We start from the raw sequence: 21,687 nt of genomic DNA, 5'->3' as shown, positions 1-21,687 counted from the left end.
GCCGGTGCTCAGGGGGCGCCGAAGCCCGCCGCGGCGAGGACCGTGCGGCCCTCGTCGCCGGCCACGTACGCGGTGAAGGCGGCCGCGAGGTCCGGGTTCGCGGAGCCGGCGACCGGGGCGATCGGGTAGGTGTTCACGGCCTGCGACGACTCGGGGAACTCGATCCCGGTCACCGCGTCGCCGGCGGCGGCGACGTCGGTGACGTAGACCAGGCCGGCGTCGGCCTCGCCCGAGGTGACCTTGCCGAGGACGTCGGTGACCGACGACTCCTCGCTGACCGGCTGGAGGTCGACGCCGGTCGCGGTCTCCACGGTGACCGTCGCCGCGCCGCACGGGACCTGGGCCGCGCAGACGACCGTCTTCACGCCCTCGCGGGCGAGGTCGGCGAACGAGCCGATCCCTGCGGGGTTCGCCGGCGGGACGGCGATCTCGAGGGTGTTGGTCGCGAAGTCGACGGGGTCGCCCTCGATGAGGTCGGCGTCGGTGAGCTTCGCCATGTTCTTCTCGTCGGCCGAGGCGAAGACGTCGGCGGGCGCGCCGTTGGTGATCTGGGTCACCAGGTCGGACGAGCCGGCGAAGGTGAGCTCGACGGTGGTGCCCGGGTGCTCGGCCTCGAAGGCGGTCGCGATCTCGGTGAAGGTGCCCTTCAGCGACGCGGCGGCGTAGACGGTGATCGAGCCGGAGAGTGCGCTGGTCGCGGTCGGCGTGCTCGAGGCCTCGGCCGTCGCGGTCTCGGCGGGTGCCGAGGCGGAGCAGCCGGCCAGGACCGCGAGGAGGGCCGCGGAGGAGAGCAGTGCGGCGGCGGCGCGGGGGAGCGTCATGGAGGGACCTTCCTGGGTTCGACGGTGCGGGAAGGAGTTCCGCTTCTGCGTCTTAGAGGCCACTCTATTCCCGCGAAGGCGGAGCAGTGGCCGCACCGCGTCGGAGATCGCGGATCGGCCTCCACCCGGCGTCAGCAGGGCGAGTGTGCAGACCTGACGTGCTGGTGACGGCGGGTCTCGATACGCCCCTGCGGGGCTACTCGACCAGCATGATGGCAAGCGGCGGCCACGCCCTTCCGACTCCTGGGAGGGAGCGTCCTCTTCGTGTCGGCCGTTCCATGCTGATCGAGTAGCCCGCGCAGCGGGCTTATCGAGATCCACCGGCGTCAGCAGGACGAGTCTGCAGACCTGTCCTGCTGGGACGGCGGGTCTCGATACGCCGCGTCCCGCGGCTACTCGACCAGCATGAGGCGTCAGCGGGTGGTGGCGAGCGCGTCCGCGTAGCGCTCGCTCGGGTCGAGGGCGAGGCCGGGCTTCACCGCGCGGGCGGTGTCGTCGGCGAGGACCTCGGCGGCGCCGCGCTCGAGGCCGTCGAGGGCGGCCGTCACGATCGCCTCGGGGCTCGACTTCGGAGCGTCCGACCACGAGGCCATGTCGGTGTCGACGAGGCCCATGTGCAGGCCGAGCACCTGGGTGCCCTGCGGAGCGAGGGCCAGGCGCAGGCCGTCGGTGACGCTCCAGGCCGCAGCCTTGGACATCGAGTACGACTCCGAGCCCGGGAACGAGACGAAGGCGGACACGGAGAGCACGTTCAGCACGGCGCCGCCGCCCGCGCGGCCGAGGCTCCCGGCGAAGGCGCGCGCGAGCGTCAGCGGCGCGAAGGCGTTGGTCTCGACCGTGCGGCGGATCTCGTCGAGGTCGCCGGTGACGAAGTCGACAGTGGGGGCGATGCCGGCGTTGTTGACGACGATCGACACGTCGCCGAGGGTCGCCGCGAGCTCGGCGATGCGGTCCTGATCGGTCACGTCGAGCGCGATCGGCACGACGCCCGGCGCGGCGGCGATCGTCGAGGCGTCGCGCGCCGCGGCGTAGACGGTGCGGGCGCCGCGCGCCGTCAGCTGCCGGACGAACTCGGCGCCGATGCCGCGGTTGGCGCCGGTCACGAGCACGACGGAGTCCTGGATCTGCATGGGAGTGCCTTTCTGTAATGGTCGATAAAGAACTGGTGCGACGCACGCTAGCACGTTCCGTAGCGACTGTTATAGAATCGGAGCATGGCAGGACGACCGAGGGGCTTCGACCGCGACGAGGCGCTCGACACGGCGATGCGCCGCTTCTGGAGCGACGGCTACGACGAGACGACGGTCGCCGTGCTCACCCGCGAGATCGGCATCTCGGCGCCGAGCCTGTACGCGGCCTTCGGCGACAAGGACGAGCTCTTCCGTGCCGCGGCGAGCTGCTACTCCGACACCGCCGACGCCGCCCTCGCCCGGCTCCTCGACGCCCCGACGGCCTGGGACGCGCTGGCCGCCGTCGTCCGCTCGAGCGCCGCGGGCTACTCCGACCCGGGCACGCCCTCCGGCTGCTTCGTGCTGAGCGAGCCGCGCCTGGCCGAGCGCCGACGTTCGATGGAGGACGTCATCGCCGCGCGCATCGATCGGGGGATCGCCGAGGGGGATGTGCCGGCCGGCACCGACGCGGCGCGGACGGCCGCTTTCGTCGTCGCGGTGCTGACCGGGATGTCGACGCAGGCCCGCGACGGTGGGAGCGCGGAGCGCGTCGCCGAGATCGGCGAGCTCGCCCTCGCGGCGCTGCCGCGCCCGTGACCGCCGCGCCCGTGACCGCCGCGCCCGTGACCGCCGCGCCAGGGACCGCCCGGCAGCACCTCGCCGCCGCCGCCGATCTCGCCCGCCGGCACCTGGAGCATCCGGAGCGCGCGGCCGCGCTGGACCTGCGGCTGCACCGGGTCACGGCGCCGACCTCGCTGGTCTACACGCGCTTCCCGCCGACGCTGAGCCTCGTGCTCTCCGGCCGCAAGCGCTCGATCGTCGGCGACTCGGATGAGCAGTGGGGCGCCGGCCGCTTCCTGATCACGCCGGTCGACCTGCCGGTGATCGCGGCCGTCGTCGAGACCGGCGAGCAGGGCGACTTCGTCTCGGCCAACTGGCACCTGGATCCGGTGCTCGTCGCCGAGGTCGCCGGGCTCGTCGCGCACCGGCCAGCCGCCGCGATCCCTGAGCGGATCGGCACGATCACCCCGGAGCTCGCCGACGTGCTGCACCGCCTGTTCCGGCTCCTGGACGTCCCCGAGGAGATCCCGGTGCTCGGGCCGGCGGTGTCCCGCGAGCTGGTGCTCCGGCTGCTGCAGAGCGACCAGGCGCCGCGCCTGCTGTCGGCGTCGTCCGCCGTCCGCTCGGCCGCGGTGACCCGGGCGGTCGACGCGATGACCGGCGCGCTCGCGCACGGCTGGACGCTCGACGCGCTGGCCGCCGAGGCGAGCACGAGCGTGCCGACGCTCACCCGGCGCTTCCGTGAGCTGACCGGGATGTCCCCGCTCGGCTACCTGCGCCGACTGCGGCTGGGCGAGGCGCGGCGCCTCCTGCTGGTCCGCGGCGAGACGGCGGCGGGCGCGGCGGCGGCCGTCGGCTACGCCAGCGCGTCGCACTTCGGCCGCGACTACCGCCGCGCCTACGAGACGACCCCCGCCGCCGACGCCGCGCTGCACCCCGGCCGGCTGGTGCAGGTCGACTGACCTGCGCTCGCGGGTCCGCGGTCAGCGCCGCGCGCCGACGATGCCGCCGTCGACCAGCAGGGTCGTGCCGTGCACGTAGGACGCCTCGTCGGTCGCGAGCCAGCGGACGGCCTGGGCGATCTCGTCCGGGCGGCCGGGGCGGCCGGCAGGGGTCGGGGCGGTCATCGCGTCGAGGATCGCCGAGGCGTGCGCATTGCCGGGGGTGAGTGTCGCGCCGGGCGCGACCGCGACGACGCGCACGCCGTCCGCGCCGTACTCGGCCGCCCAGGCGCGGGTGAGGTGATCGAGCGCCGCCTTGGTCGCCGGGTAGAGGGCGGTGCCGAGCGTGCCGACGCGCGCCATCCACGAGGTGATGTTGATGATCACGCCGGAGCCGCGCTCGGCCATCGTCGGCGCGATCGCTCCGACGAGCTGGTGCGGGACCCGGATGTTGGTGACGAGTAGTGCGTCGACCTCGGCGTCGCTCAGCTCGGCGGTCGGGCCGACGGGGAAGACGCCGGCGTTGTTGACGAGCACGTCGATCCGGCCGCCGAGCAGGCGCAGCGCCTCGGCGGCGACGGCTCGGGTGGCGTCGGGCGTGCCGCCGAGGTCGGCGACGAGCACGGAGGCGGTGCCGCCGGCCGCGGTGATCGCCTGCGCGACCGCCTCGGTGCGCGCGCGGTCGCGGCCGTGCACGAGGACGTGCGCGCCGGACGAGGCGAGTCGGTGGGCGATGGCCTCGCCGAGTCCACTGGAGGAGCCGGTGACGAGGGCGGTGCGGCCGGCGAGCCGGTCGTCCGTGAGGAGGGGGACTGTGGTGGTGTCGGTCATGGATCCAGCCTCGCGGCGGAGGCCGACGGCGGGTGTCCCGATCGGATCGAGGGCTGTCGCGATCCGATCACGGCGCCGCCTCTGGTTCGGACGCCTGCTGATCGGGCAGCCCCTGCATGCTGATCGAGTAGCCCGCCACGCGGGCGGATCGAGCGGAGGGGGCGCCTCCGGCGCCAGCGCAGGGCGGGTAAGAGACCGACGTCCTTGGGGTGGGTGGGTCTCGATACTCCCCTGCGGGGCTACTCGACCAGCATTTTTGCGGGCGTCCCTTCCCGGTAGATCCACCATGCGGGCCTGGGCGGGTCTCGATACGTCCCGACGGGGCTGCTCGACCAGCATGTGCGGGTCCGGAGCGCACGCCTGTATCGCGCGCGCTGCCTGCTGATCGAGCAACCCCGCGGAGCGCACCACGCATCCTGCTCGAGCAGCCCCTTCCTGCTGATCGAGTAGCCCGCTGAGCGGGCGTATCGAGATCCACTGTCGTCAGAACGGGGCGGGAACGTCGACGAAGCGGGGCTTCGGCGGCGGGTCGGGCGGCCGGCCGGGGAGCGGTGGCGGGCGGTTGCTGATCCGCCGACCGGTCGGGCTCGTCCAGACGATCGTCCCGTCACCGCTCCCGATGTACGTCCACTGGTCGCCGTGCCGCAGATGGTGATGCGAGGTGCAGAGCGAGACGAGGTTCTCCAGGGAGGTCTCTCCGCCGTTGCGCCACTCGAGGGTGTGGTCGGCCTCGCTGGTCGCAGCGGGGCGAGTGCAGCCGGCGAAGCGGCAGGTCTGGTCCCGCAGCTGCAGGTGCAGGCGCATCTGCGGCGGTGGGACACGGTGGGTGCGGCCGACGGAGACGACCGCGCCGGTGTCCGGATCGGTGAGGACTCGGGTGAAGGAGGCGGCGGTGCGGACCAGCTCGCGGGCGATCGGCGCGGGGACGGGTCCGTAGCCGTCGAGGTCCGCGGGTGCGTCGTCCAGGCCGACTGCGGTGGAGGCGGCGAGGGTCAGCCGGACTTCGGCGCGGACTCCGGGGACGAAGGTCGGGTCCGGCTGGTGCTCGGGGTCGGGTGTCGTTCCCGCGATGTCGCCGTCGCAGAGGAGATCGACGGCCGCGTCGGCGCTGAGCTGCTGGAGGGTGCGGGGGTCGCCGTCGTCTCGGAGGGTGCGGGCGATGCGGCGCAGCCGGTCGTACGCGCCCGTCACCGCCGGCGCGGGAGCGTGGACGCAGAGGGTGGCCATCCCGTCGACGTCCGGTGTGATCCAGACCGCGCGGTCCAGCGTGGCGCGGGCGTGGCGCTCGCTCAGGGGCTGCTCGTGCAGCTCTTCGCGCCAGCGACTCAGGGCGCGGCGCAGCTGGGTCGTCGTCATCGTGAGCGCGGCGTCGGCCGCGCGCTCGTCGAGGGCCGCTCGGGAGGCCTCAGGGAGACTGCTCGCCGTCCTGCAGATCGCCTCGCCGACCTCCCAGAGGATCCGGCCGTCGCGGAGCAGCGCACGGGTGAGCGGCAGGTGCTCCATCAGCATCTGCGCGGTCTCGAGGCGGCGGGAGACCTCCCGCTCGGACACGCCGAGCGTCACCGCGAGTTCGGCGCGGATCGAGCGCTCGACGAGGTCACGGGTCTCGCTCCGGGAGGCGCCGCGGGCGAATGATTCCGGGACGGTGAGGGCGACGCGGTAGCCGCGGTGGATGCGTTCTGCGGCTCTCAGGCGCGTCGGGGATGCGGCGCGCTCGGTGGCGGCGGCGTCGGTGAAGCAGTCGCGCACCTCCGCGAGTGCTGCCGCGTTCTCATCTTCTGACATACGGATATCGAAGCAGGGGCCACCGACGGCCGGGTCGGAACCACGGGCTGATCGGGGACAACATCGGCGGATCGACGAGTGTGGAGGAGACTCGCTCCCGAACCTGCCAGTGATGGTGGGTCTCGATACGCCGCCGGTGGCGGCTACTCGACCAGCATGAGGAGGCGCCGGAGGCGGCTACTCGACCAGCATGAGGAGGCGCCGGTGGCGGCTACTCGACCAGCATGAAGCCCACGACCCGCATCGCGGCTGCGGACGGCGACCCCACGCTGATCGAGCAGCCCGCGGAACGCGGCGTATCGAGATCCACCGTGCTGAGCTGGGCGGGTCTCGATACGCCCCTCCGGGGCTACTCGACCAGCATGAATGCCGCAGGAGGCGGCTGCTCGACCAGCATGAATGGCGCTGGAGGCGGCTGCTCGACCGGCACGAAAGGCGGCGAGGGCGAGAAGGAGGGCGCCCGAGGCGGCTACTCCGCCGGCGCGGGGGCCTGCCCGCGGATCGCGGCGACGACGGCCGCGACCGCGCGGTCGACGCTCGCCGCGCGGGCGGCGGCGTCCTCCTGCTCGGAGTCGTGGACGAAGGCCGTCGCGCCGCGCACGGCGCCGCAGTAGTCGACGACGCCGTGCTCGATCTGGGTGCGCAGGGACTGCTCGTAGCCGTGCCGGTCGTACACCCCGGCGCTGTCGCCGGCGATCGGCACGAGGTGGACGGTGAGCCCGCCGAGCTTCCGGCGCATCCCGTCGGCCGGGTCGATCTCGAAGGCCCAGCCGTTGACGAAGACGCGGTCGATCCAGCCCTTCAGCAGCGCCGGCATCGACCACCAGTAGACGGGGAAGACCAGCACGAGGTGCTCGGCGGCGTCGAGCCGGCGCTGCTCGCTCGCGACGTCGGCCGGGTACTCGCCCGCGACGCGGTAGCCTACGACCGCACCGGCGCCCCGCACAAGGAGACCCGCTTCGGCGACTGAGGGTGCCGCGCCTCGGACCGCGCGCCTCAGGACCCGCCGCGCGCCAGGACGCCGGTGACGAGCAGCTGCACGAGGGCGTCCGTATCGTAGCGCGGGTCGCCCGCGCCGCCGATGCAGAGATTGCCGATGCCGCGCAGCAGGCCGTACGCCTCGACGGGTGGGGAGTCCGGTGAGAGCGCCGCCTCGAGCAGCGTCGCGCAGACCGGCACCAGCCGGTCGACGAAGAAGGCGTGCAGGGCGTCGGAGCCGGCGCCGTCGCCCTGCAGCGCATCCGGCAGCCCGTGCTTGGTGACCAGGAAGTCGACGAACAGCGCCAGCCACTCCCGGAGCGCCGCCTCGGGGGAGTCGCTCTCGGCGAGGAGTCGCGGCCCGGCCTCGGCGCAGGCCTCGACCTGGTGCCGGTAGACGGCGACCACGAGATCCGCCCGGGTGGGGAAGTGCCGGTAGATCGTGCCCGTGCCCACGCCGGCGCGCGTCGCGATCTCGCGGACCGGGGCGTCGACGCCGGACTCGACGAAGACCGCGGCGGCCGCGTCGAGGAGCGCCTGCGAGTCGCGCCGAGGCCGGCCGACGCGGGGGACCGCCGGGCCGATGCCGCCATCATCCGTCACTGCTGCTCCTCCGAACGCTCCGCTTGCTTAACGGAACAGCGCTCCGTATTGTTGCGGAACGTCGCTCCGATAAGCAGTATCGCAGAGCGCGAACCGGAAGGCACCAGCATGACCAGCACCGTCCCCACCTCTTCCCCAGAAGCACTCTCCGAAGCACTCCCCGTCGTCTCGGTCGCCCCCGTCGAGCTCGACGCTCCGGGCCGCCCCGTCCCGCTCACCGTGCGGATCTCCGCCCCGGCGACCGGCACGGACCTCCCCGTCGTGCTCTTCTCACACGGAAACGGCTGGAACCACGACGGCTACGCGCCGCTCACCGCGTACTGGGCCTCGCGCGGCTTCGTCGCGATCCAGCCGACGCACCTCGACTCGAGGCGTCACGGCTTCGGCTTCGACAACCCCGTCTTCCCGACGATCTGGGAGCAGCGGATCGCCGATCTCACCCGCGTGCTCGACCGGCTCGACGTCCTCGAGGCGGCCGTGCCCGGTCTCGCCGGCCGGGTCGACTCGAGCCGCATCGCTGTCGCCGGGCACTCCTGGGGCGCGCAGACGGCGCAGGCGCTGCTCGGCGCCCGCATCGTCGGAGAGGACGGCTCGCTCAGCCCGGACCGCTCCGACCGCCGGGTGCGCGCCGGCGTCCTCCTCGCCGCGACGGGCGTCGCCGGCGACGACCTCGAGCCGTTCGCGCAGGCGGCCTTCCCCTTCCTCCGCCCCTCCTTCGCGCAGCTGAGCACGCCGACCCTCGTCGTCGCGGGCGACCGCGATCAGTCGCGGCTCTCCCGGCGCGGGCCGGACTGGTTCACCGACGCCTACACGCAGAGCCCGGGCGCGACCGACCTGCTCACCCTGCACGGCGGCGAGCACTCGCTCGGCGGCATCGTCGGCGAGGAGGTCGCCGAGACGACGGACGCGGATCCCGCGCGACTCTCCACGATCCAGCAGCTGACCACGGCCTACCTCCGCACCGCGCTCGGCGTCGACGCGAGCAGCTGGTCGGCGGCGCGGGCGGCGTTCCGCGAGGACGGGCGCGAGATCGGCCGCATCGACAGCGAGTGACGCCGCCCACTGCCGTCGGGCGTCAGTCCTTCGCCGCCGCGGCGCCTCCGGCGAGGTCGTCCTCCGTCGGCTCGGTCACCCCGATCGTGCTGATGATCGGCATCGTGCCCGTCCGCGCGAGCGGCTCCTCGGCGGTCGGCGCCGACTCCGGATGCGGGGAGCGGCGCGCCCGCACCGGCGCCACCGCGCGGACGACCGGAGTGCGCAGCCGCCGGTACGCGATGCGGCCGAGGGTGACGCCGCCCGCGAGCCCGATCGCGATCATGCCCGCCTGGAGCAGCAGCTCGATCCCGCCCTCGGGGCCGCGGCCGGAGGTGAGGTCGAGCACGCCGCGGTAGAGGGTGAGGCCGGGGAGCAGCGGCACGATGCCGCAGGCGGTGGTCACCACGGCGGGCACGCGCCAGCGCTCGGCCAGGGTCTCGCCGAGCAGGCCGATCACGATCGCGGGCACGGCGCTGGCGAGCAGCGGCGCGGCGCCCAGCCCGCTCAGCGCGTCGGAGGCGACCCACGCTCCCGCACCGGTGAGCGCGGCGACGAGCGCCGGCCGCGGGGGCGTGTGCGACGAGAGCGCCCAGGCTCCCGCGGCGATGCCGGCACCGAGGACCTGCACGCTGGCCGGCCAGGGGCGGGCGTAGGAGTCGACCAGCACCAGCTCGACGCCGAGGGTGCGCGCGCCGTCGAGCACGGCGGCGATGCCGACGACGATGCCGAGCGTCAGCAGCCCGACCTCGAGCAGCCGGCCGCCGGCCGTGATCGGGAAGCCGTTGATGGCGTCGTCCGTCGCTCCGACGAAGGAGAGCCCGGCGAGCAGCACGACGACTCCGGAGGCGACCACCAGTGCCGGTGGCAGCACGGCGAACTCGACCGGCAGCTGCGGCACGACCGCGAGCAGCAGCACCGCGACTCCGGTCGCGAGTGCGGCTCCGGCGATCTGCTGGAAGAAGGCGGGCAGCCCCCAGCGGCCGAGCAGCTGGTTGACGCCGTCGATCGCGGCGGTCGTGAGCGCGGCGAGGAGGACGATGAGCGGCCCGCCGCCGAGCAGGATCGCGACGCCCGCGGCCATCACCGCGAGGGTGAGCGTCACGACGCTCCGCCGGTAGCGGTGCGGCTGGACGAGGATCGCGTCGAGCCGCTCGTGCGCCGCTTCGAACTGCTGCCGGGCCTCGTCGCGCGCGGCCGTCGAGTCGACGGTGTCGGCGACCCGCACCTCGGGGGAGCCGTCGGTGATCGCGGTGACCAGCGTCGTCACGCGGGCGAGCCGCTCGTAGTCGGCGCTTCGGGAGGCGACGACGCGCAGCACGCTCACGCTGGGCGAGTCCTCGCTCCCGTCGTGCACGACCAGGATCGAGGTGAAGGTGAGGTCGACCTGCACCTCGATGCCGTAGGCGCGGCAGACCCGCTCGATGGTCTCGGTGACCTCCGCGGCCGCGGAGCCCAGCGAGAGCAGCGTCTCCCCGAGCCGCACCGCCAGCTCGAGCACGCCGCGCACGGTCTGCTCGGCGAGGACGGCACGCTGCGAGCGACGGCTCACCGGCGCGGCGGGGCGCTGGCCGCTCAGCGTGCCGACGAGCTGCCGGAGGAGTCGCTGCTGGAAGGGTCGAGGAGAGGGCACCCCCCGAGCGTACGGAAGACCACCGTCACCGGAGGACCGGCTCCGGAGGAGCGCTACCGGTGGACCGGCACCGCAGGACCGCTACCGGAGGACCGCTACCGCAGGACCGGTACCGCAGGACCGGCACCGCACCGCCGTCACCAGGGCACCACCTCGCCGCGGAAGTCGCGGTAGGCGATCCCGGGCGTGCCGCACCCGGCGCGAGTGGGCGCCTCCATTGCTGATCGAGTGGACCGCGGAGCGGGTGTATCGACATCCACCAGCGTCGGAAGGCGGGTCTGCAGGCTGCCCTGCTGGCGACGGTGGGTCTCGATACGCCCCTCCGGGGCTACTCGACCAGCATGTGTGCGAGCGCCTCTGCCAAGGAGATACGCCCCTCCGGGCTGCTCGACCGGCAACAACGGACGCCCCACCGGCAGCGGCTGCACAGGTGCTCAGAATCGTTGATGTGGCGACGTTCCGGCCGTCCTGTCGCGCCAGAGCGGCCCTTCCCGCCATCCGCTCCCAGGTCTGCTCCGAATCATGCGTACACATCAACCTCACGACCGGAGCCCGCATGCTCGCCACCGCCACCGGCACCGCCCCCACCGCCGGCACCGCTGCCGCCCGCCGCTCGCGCGCCGTCCTCGCGCCCGCGCTGCCGCTGCTCCCGCCCGACTCCGACCGGATGCTCGTCATCCGCTCGGCCTCGGGCGACGACGGCGCGTTCGCCGAGATCGTCCGCCGGCACACTTCTCTGCTGCGCGGGACGGCGCTGCGCATCCTCCGCGCCTCGAGCGAGGCGGACGACGTGGTGCAGGAGACGTTCCTCGCCGCCTGGACGCACATGGACAGCGTGATCGACGGCGAGACGATCGTCGGCTGGCTGCTGACCACGGTGCGCCGGCGCTGCTACGACCGGCTGCGCTCGAGCGACCACCAGAACCACGCCGAGCTGGAGCAGGACCTGCCCGAGTCGCTCGACCACTGCCCGACCGCGGTGTCGGAGCGCGCGGCGCTCGTCGCCGAGGCGCGCGCCGTGCTCGGCCGGATGCCGGAGCTGCAGCGCCGCTGCTGGGAGCTCCGCCAGCTGCAGCAGCGCAGCTACGACGACATCGGCGCCGAGCTCGGCGTCAGCGCGACCGTGGTCCGCGGGCAGCTCTCCCGGGCCCGCCTGCTGATGGAGGCGACGCTCGCGCACTGGCGCTGAGGCTCCGCAGCGCTCCCAGCGGGCGGTCGATCCGTCGCGGACGGCTCTCGCCGACGTGCCGAGGGAGCCGTTCGTGACGGGTCGATCGGCGGATCACCGCGGCTTCGGGGGTGGGCGCACTCGGCTCCGGACGGATTCGGTGGTTAGCGTGGAGGGCATGGAACCCAGCTTCGGAGCCCTGCTCACCGGCCTCGTGATCAACCTCTTCTGGTTCGCGCTCGTCCTCGTCGCGGTCTACTTCGTCGTCCGGGCGGCGGTGACGAGCGCGCTGAGGCGGGCCGGAGTCATCACTCCGGCGAGCGCCGCCGCCCTCGATCGCGAGGACGAGGCGCATCGCCGCGCGATCGACGACGAGCGGCGTCCGGAGGCCTGAACCCGGTGCACCTGAGCCCGGCGCACCCGAGCCCGGCGCGCCCGAGTCCGGCGCACCCGCGTCCGGCGCACATGAGCCGAGCACACCGGCGCGGCCTCAGCTCCCGAGGATCGCGAGCACCGTCGACAGGATCCCGCAGACCGCGCCGGTGCCGACCAGGATCAGGCCCGTCAGCCGCAGCGCCCGCACCGGATCCGCGCGCCGGTGCAGCCGGATGCGCTCCGGGTCCTCCTCGCGGTAGTAGACCTCGCGCTGGTCCGAGCCGACCGGCGTCAGCGGGTCGTCGACGGCGAGCGGCCGCGAGCGCACCTCGCCCGCACGGGTGACCCAGTGCAGCGCGCGCGGCGGACCGTCCTCGAGGTAGGCGGTCGTCGTCGACCACCGCCCGTCGATCAGCAGCCCCACGAACGCCGCGAACAGGAACAGCAGCCCCAGCGGGAGCGTGATGAGGGAGAGAGCCTCCAGGATCGTCTCCAGCACCGGTCGCCTCCCTCTCGGATCCGCTGACGAGCGTACCGGGCGACGGTGGCACAGGCGGTGGCACAGACGGTGGCACAGGCGGTGCCGCTAGCCGCCGATCGCGGGCGGCGGAGCCGTGAAGAAGAGGTACGGCAGGAAGTGCAGGACGAGCGTCGCGAGGACCCCGAGCGCTGGCGTCACCCACCACCAGCGCAGCGGTCTCGCGAGCCGCCCGACCACCGCGAACCCGACGACGGGCGTGATCAGGACGGGCAGCCACGCGCCGAGCACGGCCCACTGCACCGCGGGCGAGAGCACGCGCAGCTCCTTCCAGCTGTCGATGCCCGGGTCGACAGCGGACGCGGTGCCCAGGAGCACGAACGGCACCAGGACTGCGGCGAGTGCTGCGTGCACGAGGCCCCAGGCGCCGACCGCCAGGCGTGCGTAGCCGAGATCGAGCGCTGCGGTCGGAGTCGTCACCGGGGAAGGCTACCCGGCGCGACGCCGTCCGCTCCCGGTCGAGGCGCTTCCGTACACTGGCCCGGGCGCCGCGCGGACGGCGGCGCGAGCTGCGGGGGTGGCGGGGACGGATGGCGACGACGGGTGGCGCACGGCACGGACGGCTCAGGCCGCGCTCGGGACCGCGGACTCTGCTCCGCGGCGCTGTGGCCGCCGTCGCGGTCCTCGCCGTGAGCGGCGCCTGCCTGGTCGGGATCGCGACCGCGAGCATCACGAGCAACGTCGCGGGCAACGCGGTCGACCTCGGGATCGCGCCCTCCGCGGAGCCGCGCGCCGCACAGCTGGGTGCGATCGAGGGCGGCTTCAACGTCCTCATCGTGGGCACCGACAACGACGCGGTGCAGGGCGACGCCTTCGGGGTCCGCGACGGCACGCTCAACGACGTCACGATCCTGCTGCACGTCTCCGCCGACCATCGCAGCGCCACGGTGATCAGCTTGCCGCGCGACCTCGTCCTGGACCGCCCGGCCTGCACCGATCCGGAGACCGGCGAGGTCACGGAGGCGACCGCCGACGTCCCGCTGAACTCCGCGTTCGAGGCCGGCGGGCTCTCCTGCGTCAACGACACGGTGCAGCAGTTCACCGGCCTGACCGTGCCGTACGCGGGCTGGGTCTCCTTCAACGGCGTCATCGAGATGAGCAACGCCGTCGGGGGAGTGCCGATCTGCCTCACCGGGCCGATCCGCGACACCGACTCCGGGCTCGACCTCCCCGCCGGCACGAGCACCGTCTCGGGAGCGACCGCGCTCGCGTTCCTCCGCACCCGGCACGGCGTCGGCGACGAGAGCGACCTCAGCCGGATCTCCTCGCAGCAGCAGTACCTGGCCTCGCTGATGCGCACGGTCCGCTCGGCGGACACGCTGTCGAACGTGCCCGCCCTCTACGGACTCGCACAGGCGGTGTCCTCGAACGTGCACCTCTCCACCACGCTGACGAACCCGTCGACGATGATCTCGCTCGCGCTGGCCCTCGAGGACGTCGACCTCGCGCAGATGGTGTTCGTGCAGTACCCGGCGCTGGACGACCCGGACCGGCCGGGCAAGGTCGTGCCGGACACGGTGCTCGGCGGCGAGCTGATGGCGAAGGTGCTGAACGACGAGCCGGTCGTGCTCGCGTCGACGCCCGCGGAGGAGCAATCCGCGCCGCCGGTCGAGGGGAGCACCTCCGCTCCTGCGCCGACCGACCCCGCCGCCGCGGAGCCCGCTCCGGAACCGCTCGACGCCCCCGGGCAGACCGCCGCCGAGGAGACCTGCGCCGTCCCGTCGGAGTGACGCGCGGAACCGGCCGCGGGCGGGCCCTCAGGCCGTCGCGTCCGCGCCGGCCTCCCGCACGTTCCTGACGACGCGGGCCGGGGCGCCGACGACGACCGCTCCCGCCGGGACGTCCTTCGTGACGACCGCGGCGGCGGCGATCACCGCGTCGTCGCCGACCGTGACGCCGGCGAGAAGGACGGCCTTCGCGCCGATCCAGACGTTGGAGCCGACGACGATCGGGGCGGGGTGCAGGTCGCCGCGTCGCGCCGGATCGAGGTCGTGGTTCAGGGTCGCGAAGACGACGTCGTGCCCGATGAGGCAGTCGTCGCCGATCGTGATGCCGCCCTGGTCCTGGAAGGCGCAGCCGGAGTTGATGAAGACCCGGGCGCCGATCCGGAGGTTGCGGCCGAAGTCGGCGCGCAGCGGCGGGAACAGGGTCACCGACTCGTCGATCGGCCGGCCGGTCAGCTCCGCCAGCAGCTCCCGCACGCGCTCCGGCGGGTGGTAGCCGCTGTTCAGCTCCCCGGTGATGCGCAGCGCCTCCTGGCTCGCCGTGTGCAGGACCGCGTGCAGCGGGGAGCCGCCCTCGATCGTCCGCCGCGCGTCGAACGCGGCGATCAGGTCGCTCAGGTCCGGGTCCGGGTCCGGGTCCATGTCGTCGTCCTCTCCTCGGGTCCGCCCAGGCTAGGAGCGCCGGGCGCACGGCTGGGACTCCCTGCCGGGGCACCCCTGCCGCGGGTCGGCCCGCCGTCAGCCGTCACGCCTCCACGAGGCGTCCCGGAACGGTCGAGACGTCCCGCAGGAACGGGCTGCCTCGACCGTTCGGGGACGCCTCGCGCGTCACGCCCCGACGCCGCGGGGGAGACTCCGCTCCAGGAGGGTGGCGCGGCGGGCGGCCAGGGCGAGTGCGAGCAGCACGGCGGCGATGATGGGGAGCGGCAGGACGACCCGGGCGGCCGGCACATCCATGAGCACCGTCGCACCGAGGGCGTCGACGGCGGTCAGCAGCGCCGACAGGCCGACCAGCAGGAGGACCGACATCGCGGCCGCCGCCCGACCGCGCCAGGGCACGACGGCGAGCACGCCGAGCGCCGCCACCGGACCCGCCGTCGACAGATCGGGACCGAGCCAGCCGGCCGCCGCGGCGACGAGCGCGATGCTCAACTCCGTGGCGGAGGCGAGCAGGGCGGTGACCCGTGCGGCGCCGGTCCGGGCGGCGAGAGCGAGGCCGAGGGCGATCGCGAAGAGCGCCCCGGCGAGGAAGGAGGGGTTGGTGAACGGTCCGATCGCACCGGGGAAATTGACGCCGGGGGACCAGTTGACGACGGCGTAGAAGGCGAAGAACGCCGTGGCGAGGGCGAGGGGGACGATCGTCGACGGGGAGCGCCCGGGAGTGGATCGGAGGCGGTGGCGCAGACCGCCGACCGCGAGGGTGGTCCGCTGCCCGATGCCCGGGCCGCGGTGCCCGCGGTCGTCGGCCTCGTCGAGCAGGATCCCCAGCAGGACCTCGCCGTGCTCATCGCGCCAGGCGGCCGGGTACCAGCGCAGCGCGCGGCGGAAGCGGTCGGTGCGCCGCGCGTCCTCGTTCGTCGTCATGCCGTTCTCCTTCGTCGAGTGGTCGGGTCAGAGCGCGGCGGACGGCGAGAGCCCGAGGTTGATCCGCGCCCGCACGGCGCTCGCCTCCATCCGGGCCACCTCGGCGCCGAGTGCGGATCGGCCGCTGTCCGTCAGCCGGAAGTAGCGGCGCACGCGGCCGGTGACCCGCTCGTCGCCGTCGGGGGCGATCAGGCCCGCCGACCCCAGCCGCTCGAGCGCCGCGTAGAGCGTGGTCACCCGCAGCCGCACGCGGCCCTCCGACTGCTCCTCGATCTCCTGCAGCAGGGCGTAGCCGTGGCGGCGCCCGAGAGCGAGCGCGGTCAGGATCCAGAAGGTCGTCTCTCGCATCTCCTCGGCACGGGCGATACCATACTCCAACGGCAGGAGTATCGGGCGGCCGTCACGAGCGCCGGTCGTCTCCCGGAGCGGGCGAGGCCGCGAGGAACGCGCCGCGCTCCTCGAGCAGCCGGCGCAGGTGGCGCGCCAGGACGAGCCGCTCGGCGACCCGGCCGAGGACGCCGAAGGGGGCGCGGAAGGCGAGCCGGTCGGTCATCACCGAGCCGCTGCCGTCCGGCTCGAAGCGGTGCTCGTGCCGGAAGGAGCGGAACGGGCCGCGGGTCTGCTCGTCCGTGAAGGAGTGCGGCGCGTCGAAGGCGGTGATCCGGCTGGTCAGCCGCAGGCGGACTCCGAAGTGCCGGGCCTGCCAGGTCACCTCCTCGCCGAGGCCGATCCGGCCGCTGACGACTCCGGCGACCGCCCGCTCACCGGCCGCGGCCTGCGACTCCGTGTGCAGGTCGATGCTCCGCGCGCGGTCGAACAGGTCCTCGACCGACCGCTCCGAGCGGGTGACGACCTCGACCGACGCGACCATGACTCGATCATGGCGCAGTGCCGTGACGGCGCACGGCTCGGCATCGCCGCGCTCGCCGGGCCCGGACGGTCAGCCCGTCGGGACCACCGGGACGAGGAAGCCGCCGGGGACGTCGACGTCCGGCTTCCGGTACTCGTCGGGGAGGGTGAAGTCCGCGGTCCCGATCGAGGAGACGGTGAAGACGTCGGCGTCCCTCGTGCCGACGAGAAAGAGCGAGTACACCCGGGTGCCGTCCTCGAGGGTGCGCACCAGGCCGCCGGGGGAGGTCGACCGCTCACCCTGGCGGGAGAGGACGACCGTGTCGCCGGGCGTGCTCGCGAGAGCCGCCGGGTCGATTCCGGCCGTCGGGACGCCGTCGCGGCAGTCCGTGCCGAAGCCGGTGTCGATGACCGATTCGCAGAAGCGCGTCTCGCCGTCGGGGCTCACGTGCAGGTCGCCCGTGGCTCCGACGAGCACCGGCTGCGGCGCCGGGGAGCACCCGGAGAGCGTCAGCACGACCGCACAGGCGACCACTGCTGCGGCGCGCGTCCCTCGCATGCTCGAGTTCCGACGGTCAGTGGAAGTTCAGCGTGGACGGCGACGGCGCCTTCCACGCCTCCGTCCGGTAGGCGTGCGGATCGTGCGGCGCCCGCGGCGGCTCGCCGAAGGGGTCGACCGGCAGCTCGGCCGGAGTCCTCGAGACGGCGCTCCGCAGCGCTGCGGCGAGGGATCGGAGGCGATGGATCACGGCTTTCACGGCGTTCACGGCGTTCTCCCGTTCTCTGGTGTGGGCTGACGACCACTGTCGACGCTACCGCGACCCCGGGACATCGCGCTCGTCGACTTTCCGCGGCTCAGCGGCGCGGCCGCTCTCCGCGGCGAGTCCCCCCGACGCGGGCGGGTCAGCCGCCTGTGAGCGCCTCGGCGACCGACGCGTGGATCGCGTCGTAGTCCGGGTGCTCGGGGTCGACCGCCGGGGGCGTCAGCTCGACCGAGCCGATCGGCTGCGAGCGGGTCCGGAGCGCGAGCTGGAGGAAGCCGCCCAGCGCGCCCTGCGGGATGTCCGTGCGGACGACGCGCGCGCCGGCGTCCGCGATCCCCTGGAACTGCAGCAGCACGTTAACCGGGGAGAGGCGGGCGAGGATCGCGCCCTGCACCTCGCGCTGGCGGACCATCCGGTCGTAGTCGCCGCCGGCCGAGCCGTAGCGGGAACGGGCGTAGGCCAGCGCGTTGCTGCCGTCGAGGTGGTGCTCCCCGGGGGTGAGCCAGGCGTTCACGCCGACCAGCTCGCCGGTGGTCTCGTCGAGGACGCCGCCGAAGGGGAGGTCGCCGTCGCCGGTGTAGTCGACGTCGATGCCGCCGAGCGCGTCGATCAGGCTCGCGAAGCCCTGCATGTCGACGAAGGCGTAGTACTGGATCGGCAGCCCCAGCGCGCCCTCGACGGCGTCGCGCGTCGCCTCGATGCCGGGGGAGCTGCCGTCGGCCACCGCGTCCGGGTAGAGCTCGGGGCTCTTCAGCTCGACCTCCGTGTGGATGGAGTTGAGCATGCAGGGATCGACGTTGCAGCCCCGCCACAGGTAGCCGTCGGGGTAGAGGTCGTGCATCGGCGAGTCCTCGGGGAAGGGCACGTTCCGGAGGTTCCGCGGCAGCCCGATGACCGTCGCCGCTCCGGTCGCCGTGTCGATCGAGGCGACGGAGATGCTGTCCGGGCGGAGTCCCGCGCGGTCCTCGCCGGCGTCGCCACCCAGGAGCAGGACGTTGTAGCGGCCGTCGACGGGCGCGGCCACCGGCCCGTCGCCGAACACCGTCGACAGCAGTCCACGGGAGATCCCGACGAGGTGGCCGCCGTAGCCCGCCGTCCCGACCGAGACGAGCAGCGCGAGCGCCGTCGCCACCCCGAGCGCGACGCGGGCGCGCGACCGGAGCTTCACGAGCCGGGCGAGCCGCAGGGTGTCGAGGGTGAGCACGAGCCAGAGCGCGGCGCAGGCGACCAGGACGACCTGCAGGACGGCCAGCGTCCCGTCGAGCGCGGCGACCGAGAAGACGAGCGACGGGACGACGAGGAGTGCCAGCAGCAGCACGACGACGACCGCCCACAGCAGCAGGGTCGCGGCGAGACCGATCCGGCCGAGACGCCGCGAGCCGGCGAGCACCTGCGCGGATCCGGGGATCAGCAGGCCGAGCCCGAGCAGCCACCAGGCGCGGCGGGTCATCACCGCCCGCGACGCGGTGTCCGGGTCCCGCAGCGGCGTCCGCCTGCGGACACCGTCCTTCACCACTGCACTGCGCACGTCGCCCTCCCCGGAACCGACCACCCACGGTAGGGCCTGCGCGCCGCCCGGGCGGACGGCGACGCGCGGCGCTCGACCGCCGAAGCGCACGGAGGCCGGGGTCAGCTCCGGGCGGGGTAGTCGCCCGCCTCGAGGTCCGCGAGCAGGCTCGGGTGGGTCGGCGCCCAGCCGTAGGTGCTGCGGGTCCAGGTGCTCGACGCGGGCTGGTCCATCGCGAAGATCTCGCCGAGGGGTCCGAACGTCTCCGCCGGCACCTGCTCGACGGGCAGGCCGAGGCGCCGCCCGATGACCGTGGCGATCGCGAGCATCGTGTCGCCCTCGTCGGCGACGGCGTTCACGGCCGTCCCCGCCTCGCCCCGCTCGATCATCAGGCGGAACAGCGACGCCGCGTCGCGACGGTGCACGGCCGGCCAGCGCTGGCCGCCGTCGCCGACGTAGGCGGAGACTCCGGAGCGCTGCGCGGCCTGGATGAGGAGCCCGGCGAAGCCGTAGGCGACGTCGCGCTCGTGCACCGACCGGGGGAGCCGGACGGCGGTCGTCCGGACGCCCTGCTCCGCCAGACCCAGGACCCGCGCGGCGTTGACCCCGCGGCCGCCGACCGGGCCGGTGGTGGTCAGCGGGTCGTGCTCGGTCGCGACCGCACCCGCGGAGAAGGTCGTGCCCGAGACGAGGGAGAACGGCTTGCCGGTGCCGACGAGCGCGGCGCCGATCGCGTCCATCGCCGCGCCCTCCTCCGCGATGCTGCGCTCGAGGTCGGAGAAGTCGTTGCTGAAGGCGAGGTGGATCGCGCCGTCAGCGGCACGGGCGGTGTCCGCCAGCAGTTCGAGGTCGGCGAGCTCGCCGCGGAGGGGCTCGCCGCCGGCGTCGAGGACCCGGCGGGCGGCCGACTCCGACCGGGCGAGACCGAGCACCTCGTGGCCGTGGGCGACGAGATCCTCGGTGACGGCGAGGCCGATGGCGCCCGGGGCGCCGGTGAGGAGGATGCGCATGGGAGGACTCCTTCTGAGTGATGGGATCGATGTCCCATCACTGTAGCCCTGCGATGGGACTCGTGTCGCGTCACGGTAGGATCTCCCCATGCCACGCTGGGAACCCGATGCCCGCGAGCGGTTCGTCTCCGCCGCTCTGCACCTGTTCACTGAGCAGGGCTACGACGAGACCACCGTGGCGCAGATCGCCGACCGGGCCGGGCTGACCCGGAGCACGTTCTTCCGGCACTTCCCCGACAAGCGCGACGTGCTCGCCGCCGGTCAGGAGACGCTCTCGGCGCTGCTCGCGCAGGGGGTGCGCGAGGCTCCGGCCGGGGCGACGCCGATGCAGGCGGTCGCCGCCGGTCTGGTGTCGGCGTCCGGCGCGATGACGCCCTTCAACCGTGAGCTCGGGCCGCGGCTCGAGGCGGTGATCGCCACCAGCGCAGAGCTGCAGCAGCGGGCTCTGCTGAAGAAGGTCGGGATGGCGACGGCGATGGCCGACGCCCTCCGCGAGCGCGGCGTCGCCCCGGCGGTCGCCGATGCCGCCGCCGAGCTCGGGGTGCTCGCCTTCAAGGAGTCGTTCGCCGAGTGGTCCGAGGGCCGGGACGGCGAGCTGGCGGCTCTGGCCACCGCCGCGCTCGACCGCCTGCGGGAGGCGCTGACGCAGCTCGGCTGAGCCGCGCGCGGTCAGCCGGTGCGCTCCCAGTGGTCGCGGCCGCTCCGGCGCCACTGCTGGCGGGGGCCGTCCGACTCCCGCGCGGTGTCCGTGAGCCACAGGGTGCTGTCCGGGGCCCAGCCGGCGATCACGGAGGCGTACCCGTCGTCGACCGGGATCAGCCGGGTCGCGCCCGAGAGGTAGCCGAGCACGGTGAGGTGCACGGCGTCCCACTCGGCGGCGACGCGCTGCCAGTCCGGGATCAGCCAGCGGCCCTCCCCGCCGGTCACCCGGTACCAGTCGTGCCGGCGGGAGGCGGTGACCTCGGCGGGGAAGGCGCGGCAGAGCGCGGCCCAGTCCTCGGCGCTGCCGATCTCGAGCGTGCGGCCGGCGCCGCTCACCGGGATCACGGTCGCGGTGTCGAGTCCGGCGGCGTCCTCGACCAGCTCCAGCAGATCCTCGATCCGGGACTGCGTGCGCAGCAGTCGGAGGGGGAGCGACCACCACGAGCCGGAGAAGCTCGCGCGCGGGTCGGCCGGGCGATCGCGGGCGGACTGCTCCTCGTCGGCGCGGCGGGCGGCGTCCCACTCGTCCAGGAGCGCGGCGGCGCCGGTCGGGAGCGGCCGTGCGGTGTCGGGGCGCCAGTCGACGGCCCACTGAGTCCGGGTGGCGGGGCTCGTCCACGTCGCCGCGGCCGGGGAAACGAGCACGCGTTCGGCGACGGGAAGCAGCGCGGCGCGGAGCTCCGGCAGTGCGGCGAGGACGTCCTCGGCGTCGGGCTCCTGCCAGGAGTACGCCGTGTCGACGCTCCTGCGGAACGCGGCGCGGACGGCGTCGTCCTCCGCCGGGGTCGGCGGGAGCGCCGCGATCATCGCGGCGAGGCTCTCGGGTGTGGGGACCGGCAGATCGCGAGCGTCCGTTCCGTCCTCGGAGGCGTACAGCAGGACCGACTCCCCGCGACCGCCCGCGGCGTGCGCGAGGAGGAACGCCGCAGTGTGCAGCGCGGGATCCGCCGCCGTCGCGTACTCCCAGCAGAGGCGGCGCCCCCGGGGCCCGCGGAGGAGGACGTCGGCTGCAGCAGTCATGTGCCCACTATGCCCGGCGGCGGCGCCGAGGCGTCCTCGAACGGTCGAGGCGTCCTCGAACGGTCGAGGCGTCCCGGTGCAGGTGGACGTCT

At 74.1% G+C, this 21,687-nt stretch carries 24 protein-coding genes and 1 pseudogene; 7 read left to right on the top strand and 18 right to left on the bottom strand.

The genetic code is table 11. The annotated features are described in order from the left end of the window. Positions 1 to 8 precede the first annotated feature (8 nt). Both modA and MT351_RS08850 read right to left on the bottom strand, forming a co-directional pair. Positions 9 to 821: a molybdate ABC transporter substrate-binding protein gene (gene modA / locus MT351_RS08855; protein ID WP_243581975.1), complete on the bottom strand. Its 813-nt coding sequence runs from the start codon at positions 819 to 821 to the stop codon at positions 9 to 11. Between the two features lie 413 nt (positions 822 to 1,234). Further along, positions 1,235 to 1,951: an SDR family oxidoreductase gene (locus MT351_RS08850; protein ID WP_243581974.1), complete on the bottom strand. Its 717-nt coding sequence runs from the start codon at positions 1,949 to 1,951 to the stop codon at positions 1,235 to 1,237. An 84-nt stretch (positions 1,952 to 2,035) separates the two neighbouring features. Here MT351_RS08850 and MT351_RS08845 point away from each other — a divergent pair, with 84 nt between their 5' ends. Both MT351_RS08845 and MT351_RS08840 read left to right on the top strand, forming a co-directional pair. Further along, positions 2,036 to 2,587, top strand: coding sequence for a TetR/AcrR family transcriptional regulator (locus MT351_RS08845; RefSeq protein ID WP_243581973.1), 552 nt, complete (start codon positions 2,036 to 2,038; stop codon positions 2,585 to 2,587). Between the two features lie 11 nt (positions 2,588 to 2,598). Beyond that, positions 2,599 to 3,513 carry an AraC family transcriptional regulator gene (locus MT351_RS08840; protein WP_243581972.1) on the top strand — a complete coding sequence of 305 codons (915 nt, stop codon included), beginning with the start codon at positions 2,599 to 2,601 and terminating at the stop codon, positions 3,511 to 3,513. Positions 3,514 to 3,534: 21 nt separating this feature from the next. On the opposite strand, the gene MT351_RS08835 is transcribed toward MT351_RS08840, so the two are convergent. The 4 genes from MT351_RS08835 to MT351_RS08820 all read right to left on the bottom strand — a co-directional run bounded on the left by MT351_RS08835 (position 3,535) and on the right by MT351_RS08820 (position 7,689). After that, entirely contained in the window at positions 3,535 to 4,323 is a 789-nt protein-coding gene (locus MT351_RS08835) for an SDR family NAD(P)-dependent oxidoreductase (RefSeq protein ID WP_243581971.1), read from the bottom strand. A gap of 483 nt (positions 4,324 to 4,806) precedes the next feature. Next, positions 4,807 to 6,108, bottom strand: a complete 1,302-nt coding sequence (locus tag MT351_RS08830; protein WP_243581970.1) for an HNH endonuclease signature motif containing protein — start codon at positions 6,106 to 6,108, stop codon at positions 4,807 to 4,809. Positions 6,109 to 6,577: 469 nt separating this feature from the next. Beyond that, positions 6,578 to 7,054: an NAD(P)H-dependent oxidoreductase gene (locus MT351_RS08825; RefSeq protein ID WP_243581969.1), complete on the bottom strand. Its 477-nt coding sequence runs from the start codon at positions 7,052 to 7,054 to the stop codon at positions 6,578 to 6,580. A gap of 50 nt (positions 7,055 to 7,104) precedes the next feature. After that, positions 7,105 to 7,689, bottom strand: coding sequence for a TetR/AcrR family transcriptional regulator (locus tag MT351_RS08820; RefSeq protein WP_243581968.1), 585 nt, complete (start codon positions 7,687 to 7,689; stop codon positions 7,105 to 7,107). A gap of 108 nt (positions 7,690 to 7,797) precedes the next feature. Between MT351_RS08820 and MT351_RS08815 the strand changes: the two genes are divergently transcribed. Next, positions 7,798 to 8,742, top strand: a complete 945-nt coding sequence (locus MT351_RS08815) for an alpha/beta fold hydrolase (RefSeq protein ID WP_243581967.1) — start codon at positions 7,798 to 7,800, stop codon at positions 8,740 to 8,742. A gap of 22 nt (positions 8,743 to 8,764) precedes the next feature. Here the strand turns inward: MT351_RS08815 and MT351_RS08810 are convergent, their stop codons facing one another. Further along, positions 8,765 to 10,354, bottom strand: a complete 1,590-nt coding sequence (locus MT351_RS08810; RefSeq protein ID WP_243581966.1) for a threonine/serine exporter ThrE family protein — start codon at positions 10,352 to 10,354, stop codon at positions 8,765 to 8,767. Positions 10,355 to 10,910: 556 nt separating this feature from the next. On the opposite strand from MT351_RS08810, the gene MT351_RS08805 reads away from it, so the two are divergent. After that, complete coding sequence (locus MT351_RS08805) at positions 10,911 to 11,543, top strand: RNA polymerase sigma factor (protein ID WP_243581965.1); 633 nt, start codon at positions 10,911 to 10,913, stop codon at positions 11,541 to 11,543. Between the two features lie 157 nt (positions 11,544 to 11,700). Then, entirely contained in the window at positions 11,701 to 11,916 is a 216-nt protein-coding gene (locus tag MT351_RS08800; RefSeq protein WP_123445935.1) for a hypothetical protein, read from the top strand. A 96-nt stretch (positions 11,917 to 12,012) separates the two neighbouring features. Here the strand turns inward: MT351_RS08800 and MT351_RS08795 are convergent, their stop codons facing one another. Then, positions 12,013 to 12,396 carry a hypothetical protein gene (locus MT351_RS08795; protein ID WP_123737123.1) on the bottom strand — a complete coding sequence of 128 codons (384 nt, stop codon included), beginning with the start codon at positions 12,394 to 12,396 and terminating at the stop codon, positions 12,013 to 12,015. Positions 12,397 to 12,483: 87 nt separating this feature from the next. After that, complete coding sequence (locus tag MT351_RS08790; protein ID WP_243581964.1) at positions 12,484 to 12,855, bottom strand: hypothetical protein; 372 nt, start codon at positions 12,853 to 12,855, stop codon at positions 12,484 to 12,486. Between the two features lie 185 nt (positions 12,856 to 13,040). Between MT351_RS08790 and MT351_RS08785 the strand changes: the two genes are divergently transcribed. Beyond that, positions 13,041 to 14,165 (top strand): LCP family protein, encoded by a 1,125-nt coding sequence (locus MT351_RS08785; RefSeq protein ID WP_243581963.1) that lies wholly within the window; start codon positions 13,041 to 13,043, stop codon positions 14,163 to 14,165. Between the two features lie 27 nt (positions 14,166 to 14,192). On the opposite strand, the gene MT351_RS08780 is transcribed toward MT351_RS08785, so the two are convergent. The 8 genes and pseudogenes from MT351_RS08780 to MT351_RS08745 all read right to left on the bottom strand — a co-directional run bounded on the left by MT351_RS08780 (position 14,193) and on the right by MT351_RS08745 (position 19,873). Beyond that, positions 14,193 to 14,801: a DapH/DapD/GlmU-related protein gene (locus MT351_RS08780; RefSeq protein ID WP_243581962.1), complete on the bottom strand. Its 609-nt coding sequence runs from the start codon at positions 14,799 to 14,801 to the stop codon at positions 14,193 to 14,195. Positions 14,802 to 14,987: 186 nt separating this feature from the next. Beyond that, positions 14,988 to 15,743, bottom strand: coding sequence for a hypothetical protein (locus tag MT351_RS08775; RefSeq protein ID WP_243581961.1), 756 nt, complete (start codon positions 15,741 to 15,743; stop codon positions 14,988 to 14,990). Positions 15,744 to 15,770: 27 nt separating this feature from the next. Continuing rightward, positions 15,771 to 16,178 (bottom strand): annotated as a pseudogene (locus MT351_RS08770) (PadR family transcriptional regulator); the annotation flags it as partial. Beyond that, complete coding sequence (locus MT351_RS08765; protein ID WP_243581960.1) at positions 16,144 to 16,614, bottom strand: SRPBCC family protein; 471 nt, start codon at positions 16,612 to 16,614, stop codon at positions 16,144 to 16,146. The pseudogene MT351_RS08770 and the gene MT351_RS08765, both read right to left, overlap by 35 nt. A 69-nt stretch (positions 16,615 to 16,683) precedes the next feature. Further along, complete coding sequence (locus MT351_RS08760; protein WP_243581959.1) at positions 16,684 to 17,151, bottom strand: hypothetical protein; 468 nt, start codon at positions 17,149 to 17,151, stop codon at positions 16,684 to 16,686. A 16-nt stretch (positions 17,152 to 17,167) separates the two neighbouring features. Continuing rightward, the gene (locus MT351_RS08755; RefSeq protein ID WP_243581958.1) at positions 17,168 to 17,359 is read right to left on the bottom strand and encodes a hypothetical protein; all 192 of its coding nucleotides are present in this window, start codon (positions 17,357 to 17,359) and stop codon (positions 17,168 to 17,170) included. A gap of 136 nt (positions 17,360 to 17,495) precedes the next feature. Then, entirely contained in the window at positions 17,496 to 18,884 is a 1,389-nt protein-coding gene (locus tag MT351_RS08750; protein ID WP_243581957.1) for an LCP family protein, read from the bottom strand. 101 nt (positions 18,885 to 18,985) lie between these two features. Beyond that, the gene (locus MT351_RS08745) at positions 18,986 to 19,873 is read right to left on the bottom strand and encodes an NAD-dependent epimerase/dehydratase family protein (protein WP_243581956.1); all 888 of its coding nucleotides are present in this window, start codon (positions 19,871 to 19,873) and stop codon (positions 18,986 to 18,988) included. A gap of 88 nt (positions 19,874 to 19,961) precedes the next feature. On the opposite strand from MT351_RS08745, the gene MT351_RS08740 reads away from it, so the two are divergent. Beyond that, positions 19,962 to 20,531 carry a TetR/AcrR family transcriptional regulator gene (locus MT351_RS08740; RefSeq protein ID WP_243581955.1) on the top strand — a complete coding sequence of 190 codons (570 nt, stop codon included), beginning with the start codon at positions 19,962 to 19,964 and terminating at the stop codon, positions 20,529 to 20,531. Between the two features lie 11 nt (positions 20,532 to 20,542). On the opposite strand, the gene MT351_RS08735 is transcribed toward MT351_RS08740, so the two are convergent. Further along, entirely contained in the window at positions 20,543 to 21,595 is a 1,053-nt protein-coding gene (locus tag MT351_RS08735) for a hypothetical protein (protein ID WP_243581954.1), read from the bottom strand. Between the last annotated feature and the right edge of the window lie 92 nt (positions 21,596 to 21,687).

The sequence above is a fragment of the Rathayibacter sp. VKM Ac-2926 genome, from assembly GCF_022815565.1.
GTDB lineage: Bacteria > Actinomycetota > Actinomycetes > Actinomycetales > Microbacteriaceae > Rathayibacter > Rathayibacter festucae.
Note: the sequence above shows the minus strand (reverse complement) of the source record. Positions and strands in the feature narration are given on the sequence as shown.

What these genes read in the sequence shown, in the direction of transcription:
- MT351_RS08805 (WP_243581965.1), top strand. Translation starts at nt 10,911, where the DNA reads ATGCTCGCCACCGCCACCGGCACCGCCCCCACCGCCGGCACCGCTGCC.
- MT351_RS08845 (WP_243581973.1), top strand. Translation starts at nt 2,036, where the DNA reads ATGGCAGGACGACCGAGGGGCTTCGACCGCGACGAGGCGCTCGACACG.
- MT351_RS08815 (WP_243581967.1), top strand. Translation starts at nt 7,798, where the DNA reads ATGACCAGCACCGTCCCCACCTCTTCCCCAGAAGCACTCTCCGAAGCA.
- MT351_RS08745 (WP_243581956.1), bottom strand. Translation starts at nt 19,873, where the DNA reads ATGCGCATCCTCCTCACCGGCGCCCCGGGCGCCATCGGCCTCGCCGTC.
- MT351_RS08775 (WP_243581961.1), bottom strand. Translation starts at nt 15,743, where the DNA reads ATGACGACGAACGAGGACGCGCGGCGCACCGACCGCTTCCGCCGCGCG.
- MT351_RS08835 (WP_243581971.1), bottom strand. Translation starts at nt 4,323, where the DNA reads ATGACCGACACCACCACAGTCCCCCTCCTCACGGACGACCGGCTCGCC.
- MT351_RS08765 (WP_243581960.1), bottom strand. Translation starts at nt 16,614, where the DNA reads ATGGTCGCGTCGGTCGAGGTCGTCACCCGCTCGGAGCGGTCGGTCGAG.
- modA (WP_243581975.1), bottom strand. Translation starts at nt 821, where the DNA reads ATGACGCTCCCCCGCGCCGCCGCCGCACTGCTCTCCTCCGCGGCCCTC.
- MT351_RS08760 (WP_243581959.1), bottom strand. Translation starts at nt 17,151, where the DNA reads ATGCGAGGGACGCGCGCCGCAGCAGTGGTCGCCTGTGCGGTCGTGCTG.
- MT351_RS08830 (WP_243581970.1), bottom strand. Translation starts at nt 6,108, where the DNA reads ATGTCAGAAGATGAGAACGCGGCAGCACTCGCGGAGGTGCGCGACTGC.
- MT351_RS08740 (WP_243581955.1), top strand. Translation starts at nt 19,962, where the DNA reads ATGCCACGCTGGGAACCCGATGCCCGCGAGCGGTTCGTCTCCGCCGCT.
- MT351_RS08780 (WP_243581962.1), bottom strand. Translation starts at nt 14,801, where the DNA reads ATGGACCCGGACCCGGACCCGGACCTGAGCGACCTGATCGCCGCGTTC.
- MT351_RS08735 (WP_243581954.1), bottom strand. Translation starts at nt 21,595, where the DNA reads ATGACTGCTGCAGCCGACGTCCTCCTCCGCGGGCCCCGGGGGCGCCGC.
- MT351_RS08850 (WP_243581974.1), bottom strand. Translation starts at nt 1,951, where the DNA reads ATGCAGATCCAGGACTCCGTCGTGCTCGTGACCGGCGCCAACCGCGGC.
- MT351_RS08800 (WP_123445935.1), top strand. Translation starts at nt 11,701, where the DNA reads ATGGAACCCAGCTTCGGAGCCCTGCTCACCGGCCTCGTGATCAACCTC.